The organism is Actinomycetospora sp. 2LY8.5, assembly GCF_057180585.1.
Genome location: NZ_JBXUHE010000001.1, coordinates 420,774 through 435,984, shown reverse-complemented (window position 1 = coordinate 435,984; position 15,211 = coordinate 420,774). Strand labels below are relative to the sequence as shown.

Sequence of the window (15,211 nt, the reverse complement as noted above, 5' to 3'; positions counted from 1 at the left end):
GATCGTTTCGTGGTGGGGTCTCCGGAGGACTGCACCGCCGCTCTCCTCCCGTGGCGCGACGGGCTCGGCGTCGACCACGTCGCGTTCCGCTCCGACCGGTCCGGCCTGCGGCCGAGGCGGCGCGGACGTCCCGGCGCTGCGCGCGCTCCCTCTCCCCGTCTCCTGACCCCGCAGGAAGGTGGTCCGAAGTGGATTTCGGCGTCTTCATCCCGATCGGCAACAACGGCTGGCTCATCTCCGAGAACTCCCCGCAGTACATGCCGACGTGGGACCTCAACCGCAACGTCGTGCAGGAGGCGGAGCGGCAGGGCTTCGCGTTCGCACTGTCGATGATCAAACTGCGTGGCTTCGGCGGGAAGACGGAGTTCTGGGACCACAACCTCGAGTCGTTCACGCTGATGGCGGGCCTCGCGGCGGTCACCGACCGCATCAAGCTCTACGCCTCGACCGCCGTGCTCACGCTGCCGCCGGCCCTCGTCGCGCGGATGGCGTCGACCATCGACCAGATCGCGCCCGGGCGCTTCGGGGTCAACATCGTGTCGGGCTGGGCGAAGAACGAGTACGAGCAGATGGGGCTGTGGCCCGGCGACGAGTACTTCGGCTACCGCTACGACTACTCCACGGAGTACGTGAAGGTCCTGCGCGACCTGTGGGAGACGGGGACGTGCGACCTCGACGGGACGTACTTCCAGATGGACGACTGCGTGCTCTCGCCGCGGCCGTCGGGCAAGGTCGACATCGTCTGCGCGGGCCAGTCGGAGCGCGGGATGCGGTTCTGCGCCGAGTACGGCGACTACAACTTCATCCTCTCCCCGGGCGTCAACGACCCCGAGGTCTACCGCCGGCCCACCGAGAGGCTCGCCTCGTTCGCCGAGGAGACCGGTCGTGACGTGAAGTCGCTGCCGCTGTTCATGGCGATCATGGCGGACACCGACGAGGAGGCCCAGGCGAAGTGGCGCTCCTACAACGAGGGGGCCGACGCCGGCGCGCTCGGGTACATGGCCGAGGAGGGCGGCCAGGACAAGACCGCCGACGGCTCGGGCACCGCGCGGACGATCAACCTCCCCGAGGGCGCGGTCAACTTCAACATGGCCACCCTGGTCGGGTCGTACGAGACGGTCGCGCGCCAGATCGACGAGGTGGCCAAGATGCCCGGCGTCCAGGGGATGATGTTCACCTTCGACGACTTCGAGAAGGGCGTGCACGACTTCGGCACGAAGGTGAAGCCGCTGCTCGGCTGAGACTCCGGAGACGGATCCCGCGCCCCTCGCGGGATCCGTCGCCGGTGCCGGGCCCAGGAGCGACCGGCACGTTGCGCACCACCACGCACGCGGGCCTGCGGACCGCACCGCCCGGCTCAGACCGGGCCGAGGACGTGGTCGAGGTGCTCGTTGGTGAACAGGCCGCCGGGGTCGACGTCGCGACGCACGCGGCGGACGTCCTCGAAGCGCGGGTAGCGCCGGGCGAGCGCGGCGGCGTCGAGGTCGTGCTCCTTGCCCCAGTGCGGGCGGCCGCCGGCCGCGGCAGCGATCTCGCCGAACGCCGCGAAGTACTCCGCACGGGGCGCACCGACGTACTGATGGACGGCGACGTAGGCGGTGTCGCGGCCGTGCGCGGTGGAGAGCCAGACGTCGTCGGCGGCGGCGACGCGCACCTCGACGGGGAAGAGCACCGGGTGCTCGAGGCGCGGGACCAGCGCCCGCAGGTCATCGAGCACGCCCGCGAGCCGGGCCCGCGGCAGCGCCCACTCCGACTCGACGAAGCGCACGCGGCGCGTCGTGGCGAACACGCGGTGGGAGCGGTCGCCGTACTCGCGCGCCGACAGCACGCCCGACGCCAGCCGCCCGAGGGGGACCGCCGCGCGCGGGAACGCCCGCCCGACCCGGCACAGGGTCCCGAATGCGGCGTTCTCGACGACGTCGTACTCGAGGAACCGCCGGAGCGGGTGCAGCGGGGCCGGCGCCCGGACGACGCGCTGGTTGCGCTTCACGAGGGCCTGCGCGCCGTAGGGGAACCAGTAGAACTCGACGTGGTCGGCCTCGTCGAACAGCGTGTCCAGCCCCGCGAGCACGTCGTCCAGCGCTTCCGGGCGCTCGGCGGCCCGCAAGGTGAAGGCGGGCACGCACTGCAGGGTCACGTGGGTGACGACGCCCAGCGCCCCGAGCCCGACCCGGGCCGCCTCGAAGAGGTCCTCGCCCGCAGCGCACGCCACGCGCGAGCCGTCGGCCAGCACGAGGTCGAGCGCGACGACTCCGGTGGCGAGGCCGCCGAGCCGGGCGCCGGTGCCGTGAGTGCCGGTGGAGACGGCCCCCGAGATCGTCTGGGCGTCGATGTCGCCGAGGTTCTCCAGCGCGAGGCCGTGCGCGTCGAGGGCGGCGTTGAGCGCGCGCAGGGTGGTGCCGGCGCGGACCCGCACACGGCCGGTCGCCGTGTCGAGCGACTCGATCCCGAACCATCCGCGCAGATCGATCGCGTGCCCGTCGGTGGCCGCGAGCGGGGTGAACGAGTGGCCGCTGCCGAGCGGGCGCAGGTGCGAGCCGCGGGCGGCGTGCACGGCCGCGACGACGTCGTCGACCGAGCGGGGGTGGTGCACGTGGGCCGGGGTGGCGGTGACCGTGCCCGACCAGTTCCGCCACGCCCCACGAGCCACGCGAGCACCGTAGCCTTCGCCTCGTGATCGACCGGTGGGAGCGCGCCACGGCCGACCGCGACCCGCCGTTCGCGATCGTCGACCTCGACGCCTTCGACGCCAACCTCGACGACCTGCTGGCGCGCGCGGCCGGGCTCCCGATCCGCCTCGCGACCAAGTCGCTGCGGTGCCGCGCGCTCGCCGAGCGGGCGGTCGCGCGGCCCGGTGTCACGGGGCTGATGTGCTACACGCTGGGGGAGGCGCTGTGGCACGTCGAGCACGGCACGAGCGACGACGTCCTCGTCGGCTACCCGACGGTCGACCGCGCGGCGCTGCGCGGCCTCGCCGCCGACGGGCGGGCCCGGCGGACGGTGACGCTGATGGTCGACGCGGTCGGGCACCTGGACCTCATCGACGACGTCCTCGGCGCCGGCCATGACGAGATCCGCGTCTGCCTCGACCTCGACGCGGCCTGGCGTCCGCTGCCGGGGCTGCACGTCGGTGCCCGCCGTTCGCCGGTGCGCACTCCGCGGCAGGCCGCGGCGCTGGCCGGCGCGATCGCCGGGCGGCCGGGCGTCCGCCTGGTCGGGCTCATGGCCTACGAGGGGCAGATCGCCGGGGTGCCGGACGCGACCGGCGCGCGGGTGCGCGACGCGGCCGTGCGGTGGATGCAGCGGCGCTCGGCCGACGAGCTGACGGCGCGGCGGGGTGCGGTGGTGCGCGCGGTGCGCGACGTCGCCGACCTGGCGTTCGTCAACGGCGGTGGCAGCGGCAGCGTGGAGACCACGCGCGCCGACCCGTCGGTCACCGAGATCGCGGCCGGCTCGGCGCTGGTCGGCTCGACGCTCTTCGACGGCTACACCCGGATGCACCCCCGTCCCGCGCTCGCGTACGCGTTGCCGGTGACGCGCCGGCCGGACGAGCACCACGTCACCCTGGCCGGCGGCGGCTGGGTGGCCTCGGGCCCTGCGGCGGCGTCCCGCCTGCCCACGCCGTTCGGTCCCGGCGACCTGGTCCTGACCGGCACCGAGGGCGCCGGCGAGGTGCAGACGCCGGTGGCGGGGCGGCGGCTCCCGGCGCTCGGCGACCGGGTGTGGATGCGCCACGCCAAGGCCGGCGAGCTCGCCGAGCACGTGACCGAGTACCTCGGGATCCGCGGCGACGAGGTCGTGCTGAGCGCGCCGACGTACCGCGGAGAGGGTCAGGCGTTCGGTTGAGGGCCGCTCACGCGGCGGACGACCAGCTCCGGGGTGTCGGCGGGGTCGTGGGCGGAGTGCTCGGGGAAGTCGAACACCGCGATCATCAGCTGTATCGGGTGGTCGGGCGCCTGGAACAGGACCCGCGTCGTGACCTGGTCGATCGTGAACTCGACGCCGCGGCTCGTGGTCGCCGGCGCACCACAGCGGCTGCTCCGGCGCAATCGTCAGGTGCAGGCCGTCGCCGTCGCCCGACCACGTCGCCGCGGCCTCGGCGCGCGAGCTCCACGCCGGGAGGTAGGCGGGCGTCCGGATCGCGGGGTCCAGCCCGCCCACGAACCGCTCGTCGAACACCTCGGGCGCCGCTCAGCGCTGTTCCTCGGGCCCGCCGGGCACCCACAGGACGTCGCCGCCGGGGTTGGCGACGCGGCCCAGGATGAACAGGAGGTCCGAGAGCCGGTTGAGGTAGTGCGCGGGCAGCTTGCTGGTGCGCTCCGGGTCGGCGGCCACGACGGCCCAGGTGCTGCGCTCGGCGCGGCGGGTGACGGTGCGCGCCACGTTGAGGTACGCGGCGGCGGGGGTGCCGCCGGGCAGGATGAACGAGTTGAGCTTGGGCAGGCTCTCGTTGAACTCGTCGCACCAGCCCTCGAGCCGCTCGATCTGACGCTCGGTGACGCGTAGCGGCGGGTACTCCGGACTCTCGACGACCGGCGTGGCCAGATCGGCGCCCACGTCGAACAGGTCGTTCTGGATCTGCCGCAGCGGCGCGACGATCGCCTCGGGCGGCGCGCCCACCGACAGCGCCACGCCGATCGCGGCGTTGGCCTCCTCGGAGTCGGCGTACGCCGAGAGCCGCGGGTCGGTCTTGGGCACGCGCGAGAAGTCCGAGAGACCGGTGGTCCCGTCGTCGCCGGTGCGCGTGTAGATCCGGGTCAGGTGAACGGCCACGGCGCCAGTCTAGGGACGCCGCGACCGTTCACCGTGGGTCCGGACCGCGGGTTCAGCGCGGCAGCGCCTGCGCGAACAGCGGCACGGTGCGGTCGAGCGCTGCCGCCGTGCCGGGCACCGTGCCCGAGGAGAACGCGTCGGTCGTGCCCTTGTCGTCGAGGATGACGAGATGCCCGGCCTGGGCCGCCGGCGTCTGCGAGAGAACCGGGTCGGTGCGGATCGGGTCGGCGCTGTCGGTGAGCGAGAACACGACGCTCAGGTCGGCCGAGAGGAGGCCGACCTGCTCGCCCGAGAGCTGGACGTAGAAGTCCCCGGTGGCCAGGCGGTCGATCTCGGGCTTGGACCGGAACCCGAGCTCGGTCATGAAGTCCATCCGCGCGTCGCCCGGCACGTAGGCGCCCCAGCCCCCGCTGTAGTACGCCCCGACTGCGACGCTGCGCCCGGCGAACTGCGGGTTCGCGGCCGCCGCGGCCCGGAAGCGCTCCTCGAGGCCGGCGATCTGGCGGGCGCCCTCGTCGGGCTTGCCCAGGGCCGCGGAGACCATCGTCATTTGCTGGCGCCACGTGGTGCCGTAGGTCGCGGTGAGCCCCGGCGGCGGGCCCACGGTCGGGGCGATGCGCGAGAGGGTGTCGTAGCGCTGCTGGTCGCCGGGCGACCGCGTGTCGAGGATGAGGTCGGGCCGCAGGGCGGCGACCGCCTCGTAGTCGAGCTGGCTCGTGCCCAGCAGCACCGGTGGCGTCGTGTACGGCGGCGACCACGGGCCGACGCCGGTACCGCCGAGGTCCATCCAGTCGGACGCGCCGACCGGCGCGACGCCGAGCACCAGTGCCGTCTCCGCGTCCCCCCACCCGAGCGCGACGACGCGCTGCGGCGGCTCCTCGATCGTCACCGGACCGAACTGGGTGTCGATCGTCGCGGGGTACTGGGTGCCGGCCGCCGAGCCGGGCGGGGCGCCGCCGTCGTCGCCGTTGCCGCCGCCGCAGGCGGCGAGGAGAAGGAGGGCGGCGGCGGACGCCGCCATGACGAGCCGCCTGATCGGGCCGGGGGACACGCGGACTCCTGACTGTCGGAGGACGGCTCGACAGCCAGCGGAGCTGCCGCGCCGGAGGCGAACAACGGCGCACAACGGACACCAGGGTGCCTGAGGCTAGGCAACCCTAATGGCTAGGCTGCACCGAGGGCATGCGCCGTGACACGGAGAGGGGTGAGCGCGACGTGGTGGTCGACGCGCCCGGGCCGGCGGCGCCCGCGCGACGGCCGGGGTCGTCCGGCGGCGTCCGGGGCGCCGCGACGCGCGGCCTCGGGCTGATCGCGCTGATCGCGATCGCCGTCCTGGTCCTGCTCGTCAGCATCGGCATCGGGTCGCGCGACATCGGGCTCGCCCAGTCGTGGGCGCTCCTGTGGGGCGGCGACCCCGGCAGCGACCTGGGCACCGAGGCGGCCATCGTGCGCGACCTGCGGGTGCCGCGGGGGTTCCTCGCGCTGGCCGTGGGCGCCGCGCTCGGGCTGTCCGGTGCCGTGATGCAGGGCCTGTCCCGCAACCCCCTCGCCGACCCGGGCCTGCTCGGTGTCAACGCCGGCGCGTCCGCCGCCGTCGTCGTGGCGATCGGCGTGTTCGGGATCGGCACGATCACGGGCTACGTGTGGTTCGCGCTCGTCGGCGCCGCGGCGACGATGGCCGTGGTGCACGTGCTCGGCGCCACCGGACGGGCGTCGGGCACCCCGGACCGCCTGGTCCTGGCCGGCGCCGCGATCACCGCGGTGCTCATCGCGCTGGTCAACGCGGCGCTGGTGCTCACGCCGCGGACCTTCGACGCCTTCCGGTTCTGGAACCTGGGCTCGCTGTCCGGACGGCGCCTGGACGTGCTGGTCGCGGTCGGGCCCTTCATCGCCGTCGGTGTGCTCGCCGCGTTCGCGATGGCCCGCGCGCTCGACACGCTCGCCCTCGGGGAGCGCGCCGGGCAGGCGCTGGGCCTCAACGTCGAGCGCACCCGGGTCGCGGCGGGCGCCGTCGTCACCGTGCTCGCCGGCGCCGCGACGGCCGCGGTCGGACCCATCGCCTTCCTCGGCCTCGCCGTCCCGCACGTCGTGCGGGGGGTCGTCGGCCCCGCGCACCGGTGGCTGCTGCCCTACACCGCCGTCCTGGGCGCGATCGTGCTGCTCGTCGCCGACGTGGTCGGCCGCGTCCTCGCCCCACCGGGGGAGATCCAGGTGGGCGTCACGACGGCCGTGCTCGGCGTCCCCGTCTTCGTGGCCCTGTGCCGCCGGCGCCGGCTGGTGGGCGTGTGAGCGCCGGGAGGGCGGGTGGCGCGACGCCGTCCCCGGTGACCGGGCGGCTCCTGCGCCTGGCCGGTGGGCGGGTCTCCCTGCGCGTCGGCCCCCGCTCGGTGCTCGTCGGCGCGGCCGCCGCCGCGGTGATCCTCGTCGGGGTGCTCGTGTCGATGACCACCGGGTCGTTCCCGCTGACGCTCGCGGAGGTCGGCGAGACGCTCGTCGGGCAGGGCAGCCGGGCCACCGAGTTCGTCGTGCTGGACCAGCGGCTGCCGCGGCTGGTGCTCGCCGTCGGCGTGGGCGCGGCGCTCGCGGTGAGCGGGGCGGTGCTGCAGAGCCTCTCGCGCAACGCGCTGGGCAGCCCCGACGTCATCGGGTTCACCACCGGTGCCTCCACCGGCGCGCTCGTCGCGATCGTCGTGTTCGGGGCGGGGATCGCCGGAACCTCGCTCGGTGCGCTGGTCGGCGGCATGATCACGGCGTTCTTCGTCGTGGCGCTCTCGGCCGGGCGCGGCACGCAGGGGCTGCGCATGGTGCTCATCGGGATCGGCATCGGGGCCGCGCTGCTCGCCGTGAACAGCTGGCTGATCACCACGGCCGCGCTGCAGACCGCCGTCGACGCGCAGGCCTGGCTGCTCGGCGACCTCGGCAACCGCGGCTGGCCCCAGATCCTCGCTCTCGCCGCCGTGGTGGTCGTGCTGCTCCCCGTGCTGTTCGGCATGGCCCGCCGGCTCGCGCTGCTCGAGCTCGGCGACCGCCCGGCCGGCGCGTTGGGCGTCGATGTCGGCCGCAGCCGGACGATCCTGCTGCTGTGCGCGGTGGCGCTGGCCGCGGCGTCGACGGCCGCCGCCGGGCCGATCCCGTTCCTCGCGCTCGCGGCGCCCCAGATCGCGCGTGCCCTGACGCGCGCGGCCACGCCGGTGCTCGTGCCGAGCGCGCTGGTGGGGGCGGCGCTGCTGGTGGTCAGCGACCTCGCCGTGACGCGCCTGTTCGCCCCCGTCCCGCTGCCGGTGGGGATCGCCACCGGCCTCATCGGCGGGCTCTACCTCGTCGCGCTGCTCGTGCGTCTGTGGCGGAGGAGCACGACATGAGCACCGTTCCCGATCCGGCAGGAGCCCCATGACCCGCCTGCTCGCCCGCGACGTGACGCTGGGCTACGAGGGCCGCACGGTGGCCCGGGACCTCTCGGTGGAGATCCCCGACGACTCCTTCACCGTGATCGTCGGGCCGAACGCGTGCGGCAAGTCGACGCTGCTCGCCGCGCTGGCGCGCGTGCTCGCACCCCAGGGCGGCGCGGTGATGCTCGACGGGGCGGAGATCGCGAGCTACCGGTCCAAGGAGGTGGCGCGCCGCCTCGGCCTGCTGCCCCAGACCGCGACAGCGCCCGGCGGGATCACCGTCGGCGACCTCGTCGCGCGGGGCCGCTACCCGCACCAGCAGCTGCTCAAGCAGTGGTCGGACGACGACGAGGTGGCCGTCGCCGAGGCGATGGCGCTGACGAACGTCTCCGACCTCGCCCCCCGGCTGGTCGACGAGCTCTCCGGCGGCCAGCGCCAGCGGGTGTGGCTCGCGATGGCGCTCGCCCAGGAGACGCCGATCCTGCTGCTCGACGAGCCGACGACCTACCTCGACATCTCCCACCAGGTCGACGTGCTCGAGCTCTGCGCACGCCTGCACGCCGAGCACGGCCGCACGCTGGTCGCGGTGCTGCACGACCTCAACCAGGCCGCCCGCTACGCCTCGCACCTCGTCGCGCTGCGCCAGGGCGGGATCGTGGCCGCCACCGGGCCGCCCGACGAGGTGCTCACCGAGGAGCTCGTCACCGACGTCTACGGCCTGGCCTGCCGCGTCCTGCCCGACCCCGAGACCGGCACGCCCATGGTCGTGCCGCGCCGTCCGGAGTGGATGGCGTCGGCCGGCGGGGCCGCGCGGGGTGCTGGCGACGGCCGCCCCGCGGCGGGCGGGTAGCGTTCCCGGCCGATGAACGAGCACTTCGTGGTGCGCGGCTCCGGGCCCCTCTCCGGGGCGGTCGACGTCGTCGGCGCCAAGAACAGCGTGCTCAAGCTGATGGCGGCCTCGCTGCTCGCCGAGGGCCGGACGGTCATCACCAACTGTCCGGAGATCCTCGACGTCCCGCTCATGGCCGACGTGCTGCGCAGCCTGGGGTGCGCGGTGGCCGTCGCGGGCGACACGGTGACCATCGACGTCCCCGCCGAGCTGACCCCCGAGGCGGACTACCGCTCGGTGTCGCGGCTGCGGGCCTCGGTGTGCGTGCTCGGGCCGCTGGTGGCGCGCTGCCGGCGCGCGGTGGTGCCGCTGCCCGGTGGTGACGCGATCGGCTCGCGGCCCCTCGACATGCACCAGGCGGGCCTGCGCCTGCTCGGCGCCTCCAGCGAGATCTCGCACGGCTGCGTCGTCGCGGGCGCCGAGACGCTGCGCGGCGCCCAGATCTGGCTCGACTTCCCCAGCGTCGGCGCCACCGAGAACATCCTCATGGCCGCGGTGTTCGCCGAGGGCACGACGGTCATCGACAACGCGGCGCGCGAGCCGGAGATCGTCGACCTCGTCACGATGCTCCAGCAGATGGGCGCCAAGATCGAGGGCGGCGGGACCTCGACGCTGACCGTCCACGCCGGCGGGCCGCTGACGCCGACGACGCATCGGGTCATCGGTGACCGCATCGTCGGCGCGACCTGGGGGTTCGCCGCCGCGATGGCGGGGGGTGACGTCACCGTCAACGGCGTCGACCCGCACCACCTCGACCTCGTGCTCGACCGCCTGGGGCAGGCGGGGGCGCAGGTCTCCGCGCTCGACGGGGGATTCCGGGTCGTGATGGACGGCCGTCCGCGCTCGGTCGACTGGGTCACGCTGCCCTACCCGGGCTTCGCGACCGACCTGCAGCCCATGGCGATCGCGCTGTCGGCGATCTCCGAGGGCACGTCGATGATCACCGAGAACGTCTTCGAGGGGCGCTTCCGGTTCGTCGAGGAGATGGTCCGGCTCGGGGCCGACGCGCGCACCGACGGGCACCACGCCGTCGTCCGGGGCGTACGGCGCCTGTCGTCGGCGCCGGTGTGGGCGTCGGACATCCGCGCGGGGGCCGGTCTCGTGCTGGCGGGGCTCTGCGCGGACGGGGAGACCGAGGTGTGGGACGTCGCCCACATCGACCGCGGCTACCCGCTGTTCGTGGAGAACCTCGCCGCCCTCGGCGGCGGCATCCACCGCATCGTCGCCCCACCCCAGCGCTGACCCTTGTGCTCACGTGGAGCGGAGGACCACCCGGGCGTCGTCGGCGTCGCTCGGGAAGGCGAGCAGGCGCCAGCCCTCCTCGCCGTGGGCCACCGTGACCCGCACCCGCTCCCGCGCGAGCTTGGTCACCAGCACGTCGGCGGCCTCGCGCGTCGGCACGACGGCGACGGTCTCGAGCAGGCCCAGGTCGCCGTTCTCGTCGGGCAGCGCGCCCTGGGGTCCGCGGCCGAAGGTCCAGCGCAGGATGCCGGCGAGCAGGATGACCAGCGCCACCACCAGGGCGATCTCGGTCACGGAACCCACCCGCCCAGTGTGACGGGTCCAGCTCAGCTCCGCTCCGTGTCCCCACCTGACCGATCCTGTGGGCCACGGCATCCCGCCCAGTCCGACTTCAGGGCCCCGCGGCGCAGACCCGTCGGTAACATCAGCGGGTCATCCGCCAGGTGACGAAGCGCAGCGGAGGTACCTGACGTGCCCTATCCCAGCGACGACGCCCGCGACCGGCCCTGGGTCATGCGGACCTACGCCGGCCACTCGTCGGCCCGCGCGTCGAACGAGCTCTACCGACGCAACCTGGAGAAGGGCCAGACCGGCCTCTCGGTGGCCTTCGACCTGCCCACGCAGACCGGCTACGACCCCGACCACGAGCTCGCGAAGGGCGAGGTCGGCAAGGTCGGCGTGCCGGTGTCGCACCTCGGCGACATGCGCGCCCTCTTCGAGGGCATCCCGCTGAACGACGCGAACACGTCGATGACGATCAACGCGACGGCGATGTACCTGCTGGCGCTCTACGTCACCGTCGCCGACGAGCACGGCGCCGACCGCGAGAAGCTCGCGGGCACGACGCAGAACGACATCGTCAAGGAGTACCTGTCGCGCGGGACGTACGCGTTCCCGCCGGCGCCGAGCGTGCGGCTGATCACCGACATGATCGCGTGGACGTACCTCAACGTGCCGAAGTGGAACCCGATCAACATCTGCAGCTACCACCTGCAGGAGGCCGGGGCGACGCCGACGCAGGAGGTCGCCTACACGCTGTCGACCGCGATCGCGGTGCTCGACGCGGTGCGCGACTCGGGCCAGGTGCCCGAGGAGAAGTTCGGCCAGGTCGTCGGGCGCATCTCGTTCTTCGTCAACGCCGGGCTGCACTTCATCTCCGAGATCGCGAAGCTCCGCGCGTTCTCGCAGCTCTGGGACGAGCTGTGCCGCGAGCGCTACGGCGTCGAGGACCCCAAGATGCGCCGCTTCCGCTACGGCGTGCAGGTCAACTCGCTCGGGCTCACCGAGGCGCAGCCGGAGAACAACGTCCAGCGCATCGTGCTCGAGATGCTCGCGGTGACGCTCTCGCGCGACGCCCGGGCCCGCGCGGTCCAGCTGCCGGCGTGGAACGAGGCGCTCGGCCTGCCGCGGCCCTGGGACCAGCAGTGGGCGCTGCGGATGCAGCAGGTGCTGGCCTACGAGACCGACCTGCTCGACCACGACGACATCTTCGCCGGGTCCCACGTCATGGAGTCCAGGACGGCGGCGATCGTCGAGGGCGCCCGTGCGGAGATGGCCAAGGTCGCCGAGATGGGCGGCGCGGTGCCCGCCGTCGACTCGGGCTACATGAAGTCGCAGCTCGTGTCGTCGCTCGCGGCACGCCGTCAGCGGATGGAGTCCGGCGAGGACGTCGTCGTCGGGGTCAACACGTTCACCTCCACCGAGCCCAGCCCGCTGCAGGCCGAGGGGGCCGAGGCGATCTTCACGGTGGAGAAGTCGGTCGAGGAGGAGGCCGCCCGCGCGGTCCAGGAGTGGCGCTCCTCGCGCGACCAGGAGGCCGCCGACGCCGCGATCACGCGGCTGCAGCAGGCCGCCCGCGGCGACGAGAACCTCATGGAGGCCACGCTCGAGTGCGCCCGCGCCGGCGTGACGACCGGCGAGTGGGCGGGGGCGCTGCGCGACGTCTTCGGCTCCTACCGCGCCCCGACGGGCGTCGCTGGTGCGTCAGGGGCGACCTCGGGCGCCGGCGAGGCCCCCGAGGAGCTCGCCCAGGTGCGGGCGCGCGTGCGCCAGACGGCCGAGGAGATGGGCACGGCGTCGCTGCGCATGCTCGTCGGCAAGCCCGGGCTCGACGGCCACTCCAACGGCGCCGAGCAGATCGCCGTGCGCGCCCGCGACGCCGGCTTCGAGGTCATCTACCAGGGCATCCGCCTCACGCCGGCCGAGATCGTCGCGGCCGCCGTGCAGGAGGGCGTGCACGTCGTCGGCCTGTCGGTGCTGTCGGGCTCGCACCTCGAGGTCGTCCCGGCCGTGCTCGACGGCCTGGCCCGCGCGGGCGCCGACGACATCCCGGTGGTCGTCGGCGGGATCATCCCGCCCGCCGACGCCGAGCAGCTCCAGCGTCTCGGCGTGCAGCGCGTCGTCACGCCGAAGACGTACTCGCTGACCGGGATCATGGGCGAGTTCGTCGAGGTCGTGCGCGAGGCGAACGGCCTCGACTCTCCGTCGCCGGCGCCCGTCGCGGGGGCCTGATCTAGCCCAGATCTAGCCCAGATCTACCCCGGGACCTTGTCGAGGAAGCCGTGGACGGTGCGCAGGCGCCCGTCCTCGGCGATCTCGGCGACGTCGAACCCGATGACGACGGGCTCGGCGTTCTCGGGCCCGAGGTGCCAGGTGAAGCGGACGACGTCGTGGTGGGCGTCGAGCACGTCGCCCCGCGAGAACGTCAGTCCCGCGAACTGCTCCTGCGCACCGGCGATCAGCGCGTCGACGCCGTCGTGGCCGGAGACGTCGGCGAGCGGGTCGACGTAGCGGGCGTCGGGCGTGAACGCGGCGGCGATCGCGTCCCGTCGCGCGGTGGGGTCGGTCGCGTTCCAGGCGGCGAGGTAGCGGCTGATGGCGCGGTCGGTGTCCATGGGGTCCTCCTTCGTCCGGTGACGTCGAGAACCGTGACCGAGGCGCGGTAGCCGGGTCGATGACCTCGCAGGTCATGGACGATCACCGCCGCCCGGCGGGACGCTGGCTCCCGTGACCGACCCGCAGACCCTCGTGGACTCGATGCCCTTCGCCGCGGGCCTCGGCGTCCGGCTCGAGACCGCCGGCCCCGACGAGACCGTCGCCTCCTGCCGTGGTCCGACGCGAACACCACGATCGGCGGGCTGCTGCACGGCGGCGCGATGATGACGCTCGCCGACACCGCAGGCGCCGTCGGCGCCTACCTCGGCCTGCCCGAGGGGACGCGGACCGCCACGACACAGTCGGGCACCCACCTGCTGCGGGCGGTGGCGGGCTCGACGGTGACGGCCACCTCGCGGCCGGTTCACCCCGGGCGCACCCAGATCGTCGTGCCGACCGATCTCACCGACGACCGGGGACGCCTGGTCGCGCGCACGACGCAGACGCAGGTCGTCATCTCTCCGTGATCCCGTCCTCCTCGTCGTCCTTGGCCGCGCCGCGGCGCTTGAGGAACGAGAAGCCGGGGATGCCGTCGATCGCGCGGCGGAGGTCCTTGGTGACGTCGAGCAGCTCGTGGAGGTCGGGTCCGACGCGGTCGAGGGTCGCGAGAATCGGCATGATGTCGGCGACCATGTGCTCGGTCAACTGCGGCATCTGGTCCACGAGCTTGATCGCCGCGTCGACCTCCTCCGGGCTGAGCTCGTCGACGAACCTCCCGGCCAGCGGTGCGCCGCGCTCGAGCATCGGGCGGTAGAGGGCGAGCAGCTCCTGGGCCGAGCGGCTCGTCTCGCCGGCGCCGTCGACGACCTCCTTCGCGCCCGACGCGATCTGGCGGGCGTCCCCGACGACGCCCTCGGCGCCGGTCGTGATGGAGCGGGCGGAGTCGACGACCTCGGAGGCGCCGCTCGTGATCGCCCGCGCCGACGTGACCACCTCGTCGGCGCCCGACGTGATGAGCCGCGCGGACCCGACGACCTCGTCCGCGCCGCTGGTGATGCCGCGGGCGGACTCGACGACCTCGCCCGCCCCGCTCGTGATCCCGCGTGCCGACGCCACGACCTCGTCGGCGCCCTCGGTGATCTTCCGCGCGGAGCCGACGACCTCCTCGGCGCCCGTGGTGATCGAGCGCGCGGAGCCGACGACCTCGTTCGCCCCGTCGGTGATGCGGCGGGCCTCGCCGAGCACGCCGTCGATCTCGCCGACGATCCCGTCGGCACGGTCGACCAGGCCGTCCACACGGTCCGCGAGCTGCCCGAGCACGCCGACCAGGCGCGTCACCTCGTCGAGCAGCGCGTCCACCCGCCCGGGCAGGCGGGCACCGACGTCGGCGACCTCACCGACCCAGCCCAGCACCTCGCCCGGTGTGGGCACCGACAGCGGACCGAGCCGCACCAACGCCATGTCCCCACTCTGCCCGCCGGAGCAGGCGGCTATCCCGAGCTGTCCCGCGCTATCCCGATCGCAGGTGCAGGAGGGTGTAGGCGGCGATGGTCTGGGCGTCGGTGATCTCGCCCGCGCGGATGCGCTCCTCGAGCTCGGCGCGGGTGACCCACGCGAAGCGCATGTCCGCCTCGGTGCTCTCGCGCTCGGGATGGCCCTCGGTGAGGTCAGTGGCGAGGAAGGCCCGGCCCCGCTGCGAGGACAGGCCCGGGGCGACGTCGAGCAGGCCGAGGTAGGTCCAGGTCGCGGCGGTGAGGCCGGTCTCCTCGCGCAGCTCGCGAGCGGCGAGGTCCTGTGCGGGCATCTCCGCGCGGTCGGGGGCGGTGCCCTGCGGGAACTCCCATCGGCGCAGCCCGAGGGGGTAGCGGTACTGCTCGACCATGGCCAGGCGGTCGCCGTCCTGCGCCACCACGAGCGCGTAGTCGGGCTTGTCGACCACGCCGTAGACGCCGTCGGACCCGTCGGGGCGGCGGAAGGTGTCCTCCCGCAGCGTCATCCACGGGTTGGCGTAGACCTCGCGGCTGCTGGTCGTCACCGGTTCCTC

Annotated in this window: 17 protein-coding genes; 9 read left to right on the top strand and 8 right to left on the bottom strand. The window is 74.1% G+C overall.

All coding sequences use genetic code 11. The features are described from left to right. Positions 1 to 188: 188 nt before the first annotated feature. Positions 189 to 1,241 (top strand): pyrimidine utilization protein A, encoded by a 1,053-nt coding sequence (rutA, locus tag AC2A1K_RS01940; RefSeq protein ID WP_483894614.1) that lies wholly within the window; start codon positions 189 to 191, stop codon positions 1,239 to 1,241. 116 nt (positions 1,242 to 1,357) lie between these two features. On the opposite strand, the gene AC2A1K_RS01935 is transcribed toward rutA, so the two are convergent. Beyond that, positions 1,358 to 2,650, bottom strand: a complete 1,293-nt coding sequence (locus AC2A1K_RS01935) for a D-arabinono-1,4-lactone oxidase (protein WP_483894613.1) — start codon at positions 2,648 to 2,650, stop codon at positions 1,358 to 1,360. A gap of 23 nt (positions 2,651 to 2,673) precedes the next feature. Between AC2A1K_RS01935 and AC2A1K_RS01930 the strand changes: the two genes are divergently transcribed. Continuing rightward, the gene (locus tag AC2A1K_RS01930; protein ID WP_483894612.1) at positions 2,674 to 3,846 is read left to right on the top strand and encodes an alanine racemase; all 1,173 of its coding nucleotides are present in this window, start codon (positions 2,674 to 2,676) and stop codon (positions 3,844 to 3,846) included. On the opposite strand, the gene AC2A1K_RS01925 is transcribed toward AC2A1K_RS01930, so the two are convergent. From AC2A1K_RS01925 to AC2A1K_RS01915, 3 genes are all read right to left on the bottom strand, one after another. Beyond that, a complete protein-coding gene (locus AC2A1K_RS01925) occupies positions 3,831 to 4,049 on the bottom strand; it encodes a hypothetical protein (protein ID WP_483894611.1) in 219 nt (72 codons plus the stop codon). The genes AC2A1K_RS01930 and AC2A1K_RS01925 overlap by 16 nt on opposite strands. A gap of 142 nt (positions 4,050 to 4,191) precedes the next feature. Next, complete coding sequence (locus AC2A1K_RS01920) at positions 4,192 to 4,773, bottom strand: cob(I)yrinic acid a,c-diamide adenosyltransferase (RefSeq protein ID WP_483894610.1); 582 nt, start codon at positions 4,771 to 4,773, stop codon at positions 4,192 to 4,194. A gap of 52 nt (positions 4,774 to 4,825) precedes the next feature. Beyond that, the gene (locus AC2A1K_RS01915; RefSeq protein ID WP_483894609.1) at positions 4,826 to 5,824 is read right to left on the bottom strand and encodes an iron-siderophore ABC transporter substrate-binding protein; all 999 of its coding nucleotides are present in this window, start codon (positions 5,822 to 5,824) and stop codon (positions 4,826 to 4,828) included. A 131-nt stretch (positions 5,825 to 5,955) separates the two neighbouring features. Between AC2A1K_RS01915 and AC2A1K_RS01910 the strand changes: the two genes are divergently transcribed. The 4 genes from AC2A1K_RS01910 to murA are packed head-to-tail and all read left to right on the top strand — an operon-like array spanning position 5,956 to position 10,293. Continuing rightward, positions 5,956 to 7,062, top strand: a complete 1,107-nt coding sequence (locus AC2A1K_RS01910; protein WP_483894608.1) for a FecCD family ABC transporter permease — start codon at positions 5,956 to 5,958, stop codon at positions 7,060 to 7,062. A 35-nt stretch (positions 7,063 to 7,097) separates the two neighbouring features. Beyond that, positions 7,098 to 8,135: a FecCD family ABC transporter permease gene (locus AC2A1K_RS01905; protein ID WP_483894607.1), complete on the top strand. Its 1,038-nt coding sequence runs from the start codon at positions 7,098 to 7,100 to the stop codon at positions 8,133 to 8,135. Between the two features lie 28 nt (positions 8,136 to 8,163). After that, positions 8,164 to 9,012 carry an ABC transporter ATP-binding protein gene (locus tag AC2A1K_RS01900; protein WP_483894606.1) on the top strand — a complete coding sequence of 283 codons (849 nt, stop codon included), beginning with the start codon at positions 8,164 to 8,166 and terminating at the stop codon, positions 9,010 to 9,012. A 12-nt stretch (positions 9,013 to 9,024) separates the two neighbouring features. Then, positions 9,025 to 10,293 carry a UDP-N-acetylglucosamine 1-carboxyvinyltransferase gene (murA, locus tag AC2A1K_RS01895; protein ID WP_483894605.1) on the top strand — a complete coding sequence of 423 codons (1,269 nt, stop codon included), beginning with the start codon at positions 9,025 to 9,027 and terminating at the stop codon, positions 10,291 to 10,293. 9 nt (positions 10,294 to 10,302) lie between these two features. Here the strand turns inward: murA and AC2A1K_RS01890 are convergent, their stop codons facing one another. Further along, on the bottom strand, positions 10,303 to 10,596 hold the full coding sequence (locus tag AC2A1K_RS01890) for a hypothetical protein (RefSeq protein ID WP_483894604.1): 294 nt from the start codon (positions 10,594 to 10,596) through the stop codon (positions 10,303 to 10,305). 168 nt (positions 10,597 to 10,764) lie between these two features. Here AC2A1K_RS01890 and AC2A1K_RS01885 point away from each other — a divergent pair, with 168 nt between their 5' ends. Next, complete coding sequence (locus tag AC2A1K_RS01885) at positions 10,765 to 12,804, top strand: protein meaA (protein WP_483894603.1); 2,040 nt, start codon at positions 10,765 to 10,767, stop codon at positions 12,802 to 12,804. 23 nt (positions 12,805 to 12,827) lie between these two features. Here the strand turns inward: AC2A1K_RS01885 and AC2A1K_RS01880 are convergent, their stop codons facing one another. Continuing rightward, positions 12,828 to 13,187 carry a nuclear transport factor 2 family protein gene (locus tag AC2A1K_RS01880; protein WP_483894602.1) on the bottom strand — a complete coding sequence of 120 codons (360 nt, stop codon included), beginning with the start codon at positions 13,185 to 13,187 and terminating at the stop codon, positions 12,828 to 12,830. Between the two features lie 112 nt (positions 13,188 to 13,299). On the opposite strand from AC2A1K_RS01880, the gene AC2A1K_RS01875 reads away from it, so the two are divergent. Both AC2A1K_RS01875 and AC2A1K_RS01870 read left to right on the top strand, forming a co-directional pair. Next, a complete protein-coding gene (locus AC2A1K_RS01875) occupies positions 13,300 to 13,452 on the top strand; it encodes a hypothetical protein (RefSeq protein WP_483894601.1) in 153 nt (50 codons plus the stop codon). Further along, positions 13,449 to 13,694 carry a PaaI family thioesterase gene (locus AC2A1K_RS01870; RefSeq protein ID WP_483894600.1) on the top strand — a complete coding sequence of 82 codons (246 nt, stop codon included), beginning with the start codon at positions 13,449 to 13,451 and terminating at the stop codon, positions 13,692 to 13,694. Before AC2A1K_RS01875 ends, AC2A1K_RS01870 begins: the two co-directional genes overlap by 4 nt. On the opposite strand, the gene AC2A1K_RS01865 is transcribed toward AC2A1K_RS01870, so the two are convergent. After that, positions 13,681 to 14,628 (bottom strand): hypothetical protein, encoded by a 948-nt coding sequence (locus tag AC2A1K_RS01865; protein ID WP_483894599.1) that lies wholly within the window; start codon positions 14,626 to 14,628, stop codon positions 13,681 to 13,683. The genes AC2A1K_RS01870 and AC2A1K_RS01865 overlap by 14 nt on opposite strands. Before the next feature lie 49 nt (positions 14,629 to 14,677). Beyond that, the gene (locus AC2A1K_RS01860; RefSeq protein WP_483894694.1) at positions 14,678 to 15,163 is read right to left on the bottom strand and encodes an NUDIX domain-containing protein; all 486 of its coding nucleotides are present in this window, start codon (positions 15,161 to 15,163) and stop codon (positions 14,678 to 14,680) included. Positions 15,164 to 15,211: the final 48 nt, after the last annotated feature.

What these genes read in the sequence shown, in the direction of transcription:
- AC2A1K_RS01910 (WP_483894608.1), top strand. Translation starts at nt 5,956, where the DNA reads ATGCGCCGTGACACGGAGAGGGGTGAGCGCGACGTGGTGGTCGACGCG.
- AC2A1K_RS01900 (WP_483894606.1), top strand. Translation starts at nt 8,164, where the DNA reads ATGACCCGCCTGCTCGCCCGCGACGTGACGCTGGGCTACGAGGGCCGC.
- murA (WP_483894605.1), top strand. Translation starts at nt 9,025, where the DNA reads ATGAACGAGCACTTCGTGGTGCGCGGCTCCGGGCCCCTCTCCGGGGCG.
- AC2A1K_RS01880 (WP_483894602.1), bottom strand. Translation starts at nt 13,187, where the DNA reads ATGGACACCGACCGCGCCATCAGCCGCTACCTCGCCGCCTGGAACGCG.
- AC2A1K_RS01870 (WP_483894600.1), top strand. Translation starts at nt 13,449, where the DNA reads ATGATGACGCTCGCCGACACCGCAGGCGCCGTCGGCGCCTACCTCGGC.
- AC2A1K_RS01865 (WP_483894599.1), bottom strand. Translation starts at nt 14,628, where the DNA reads ATGGCGTTGGTGCGGCTCGGTCCGCTGTCGGTGCCCACACCGGGCGAG.
- AC2A1K_RS01860 (WP_483894694.1), bottom strand. Translation starts at nt 15,163, where the DNA reads ATGACGCTGCGGGAGGACACCTTCCGCCGCCCCGACGGGTCCGACGGC.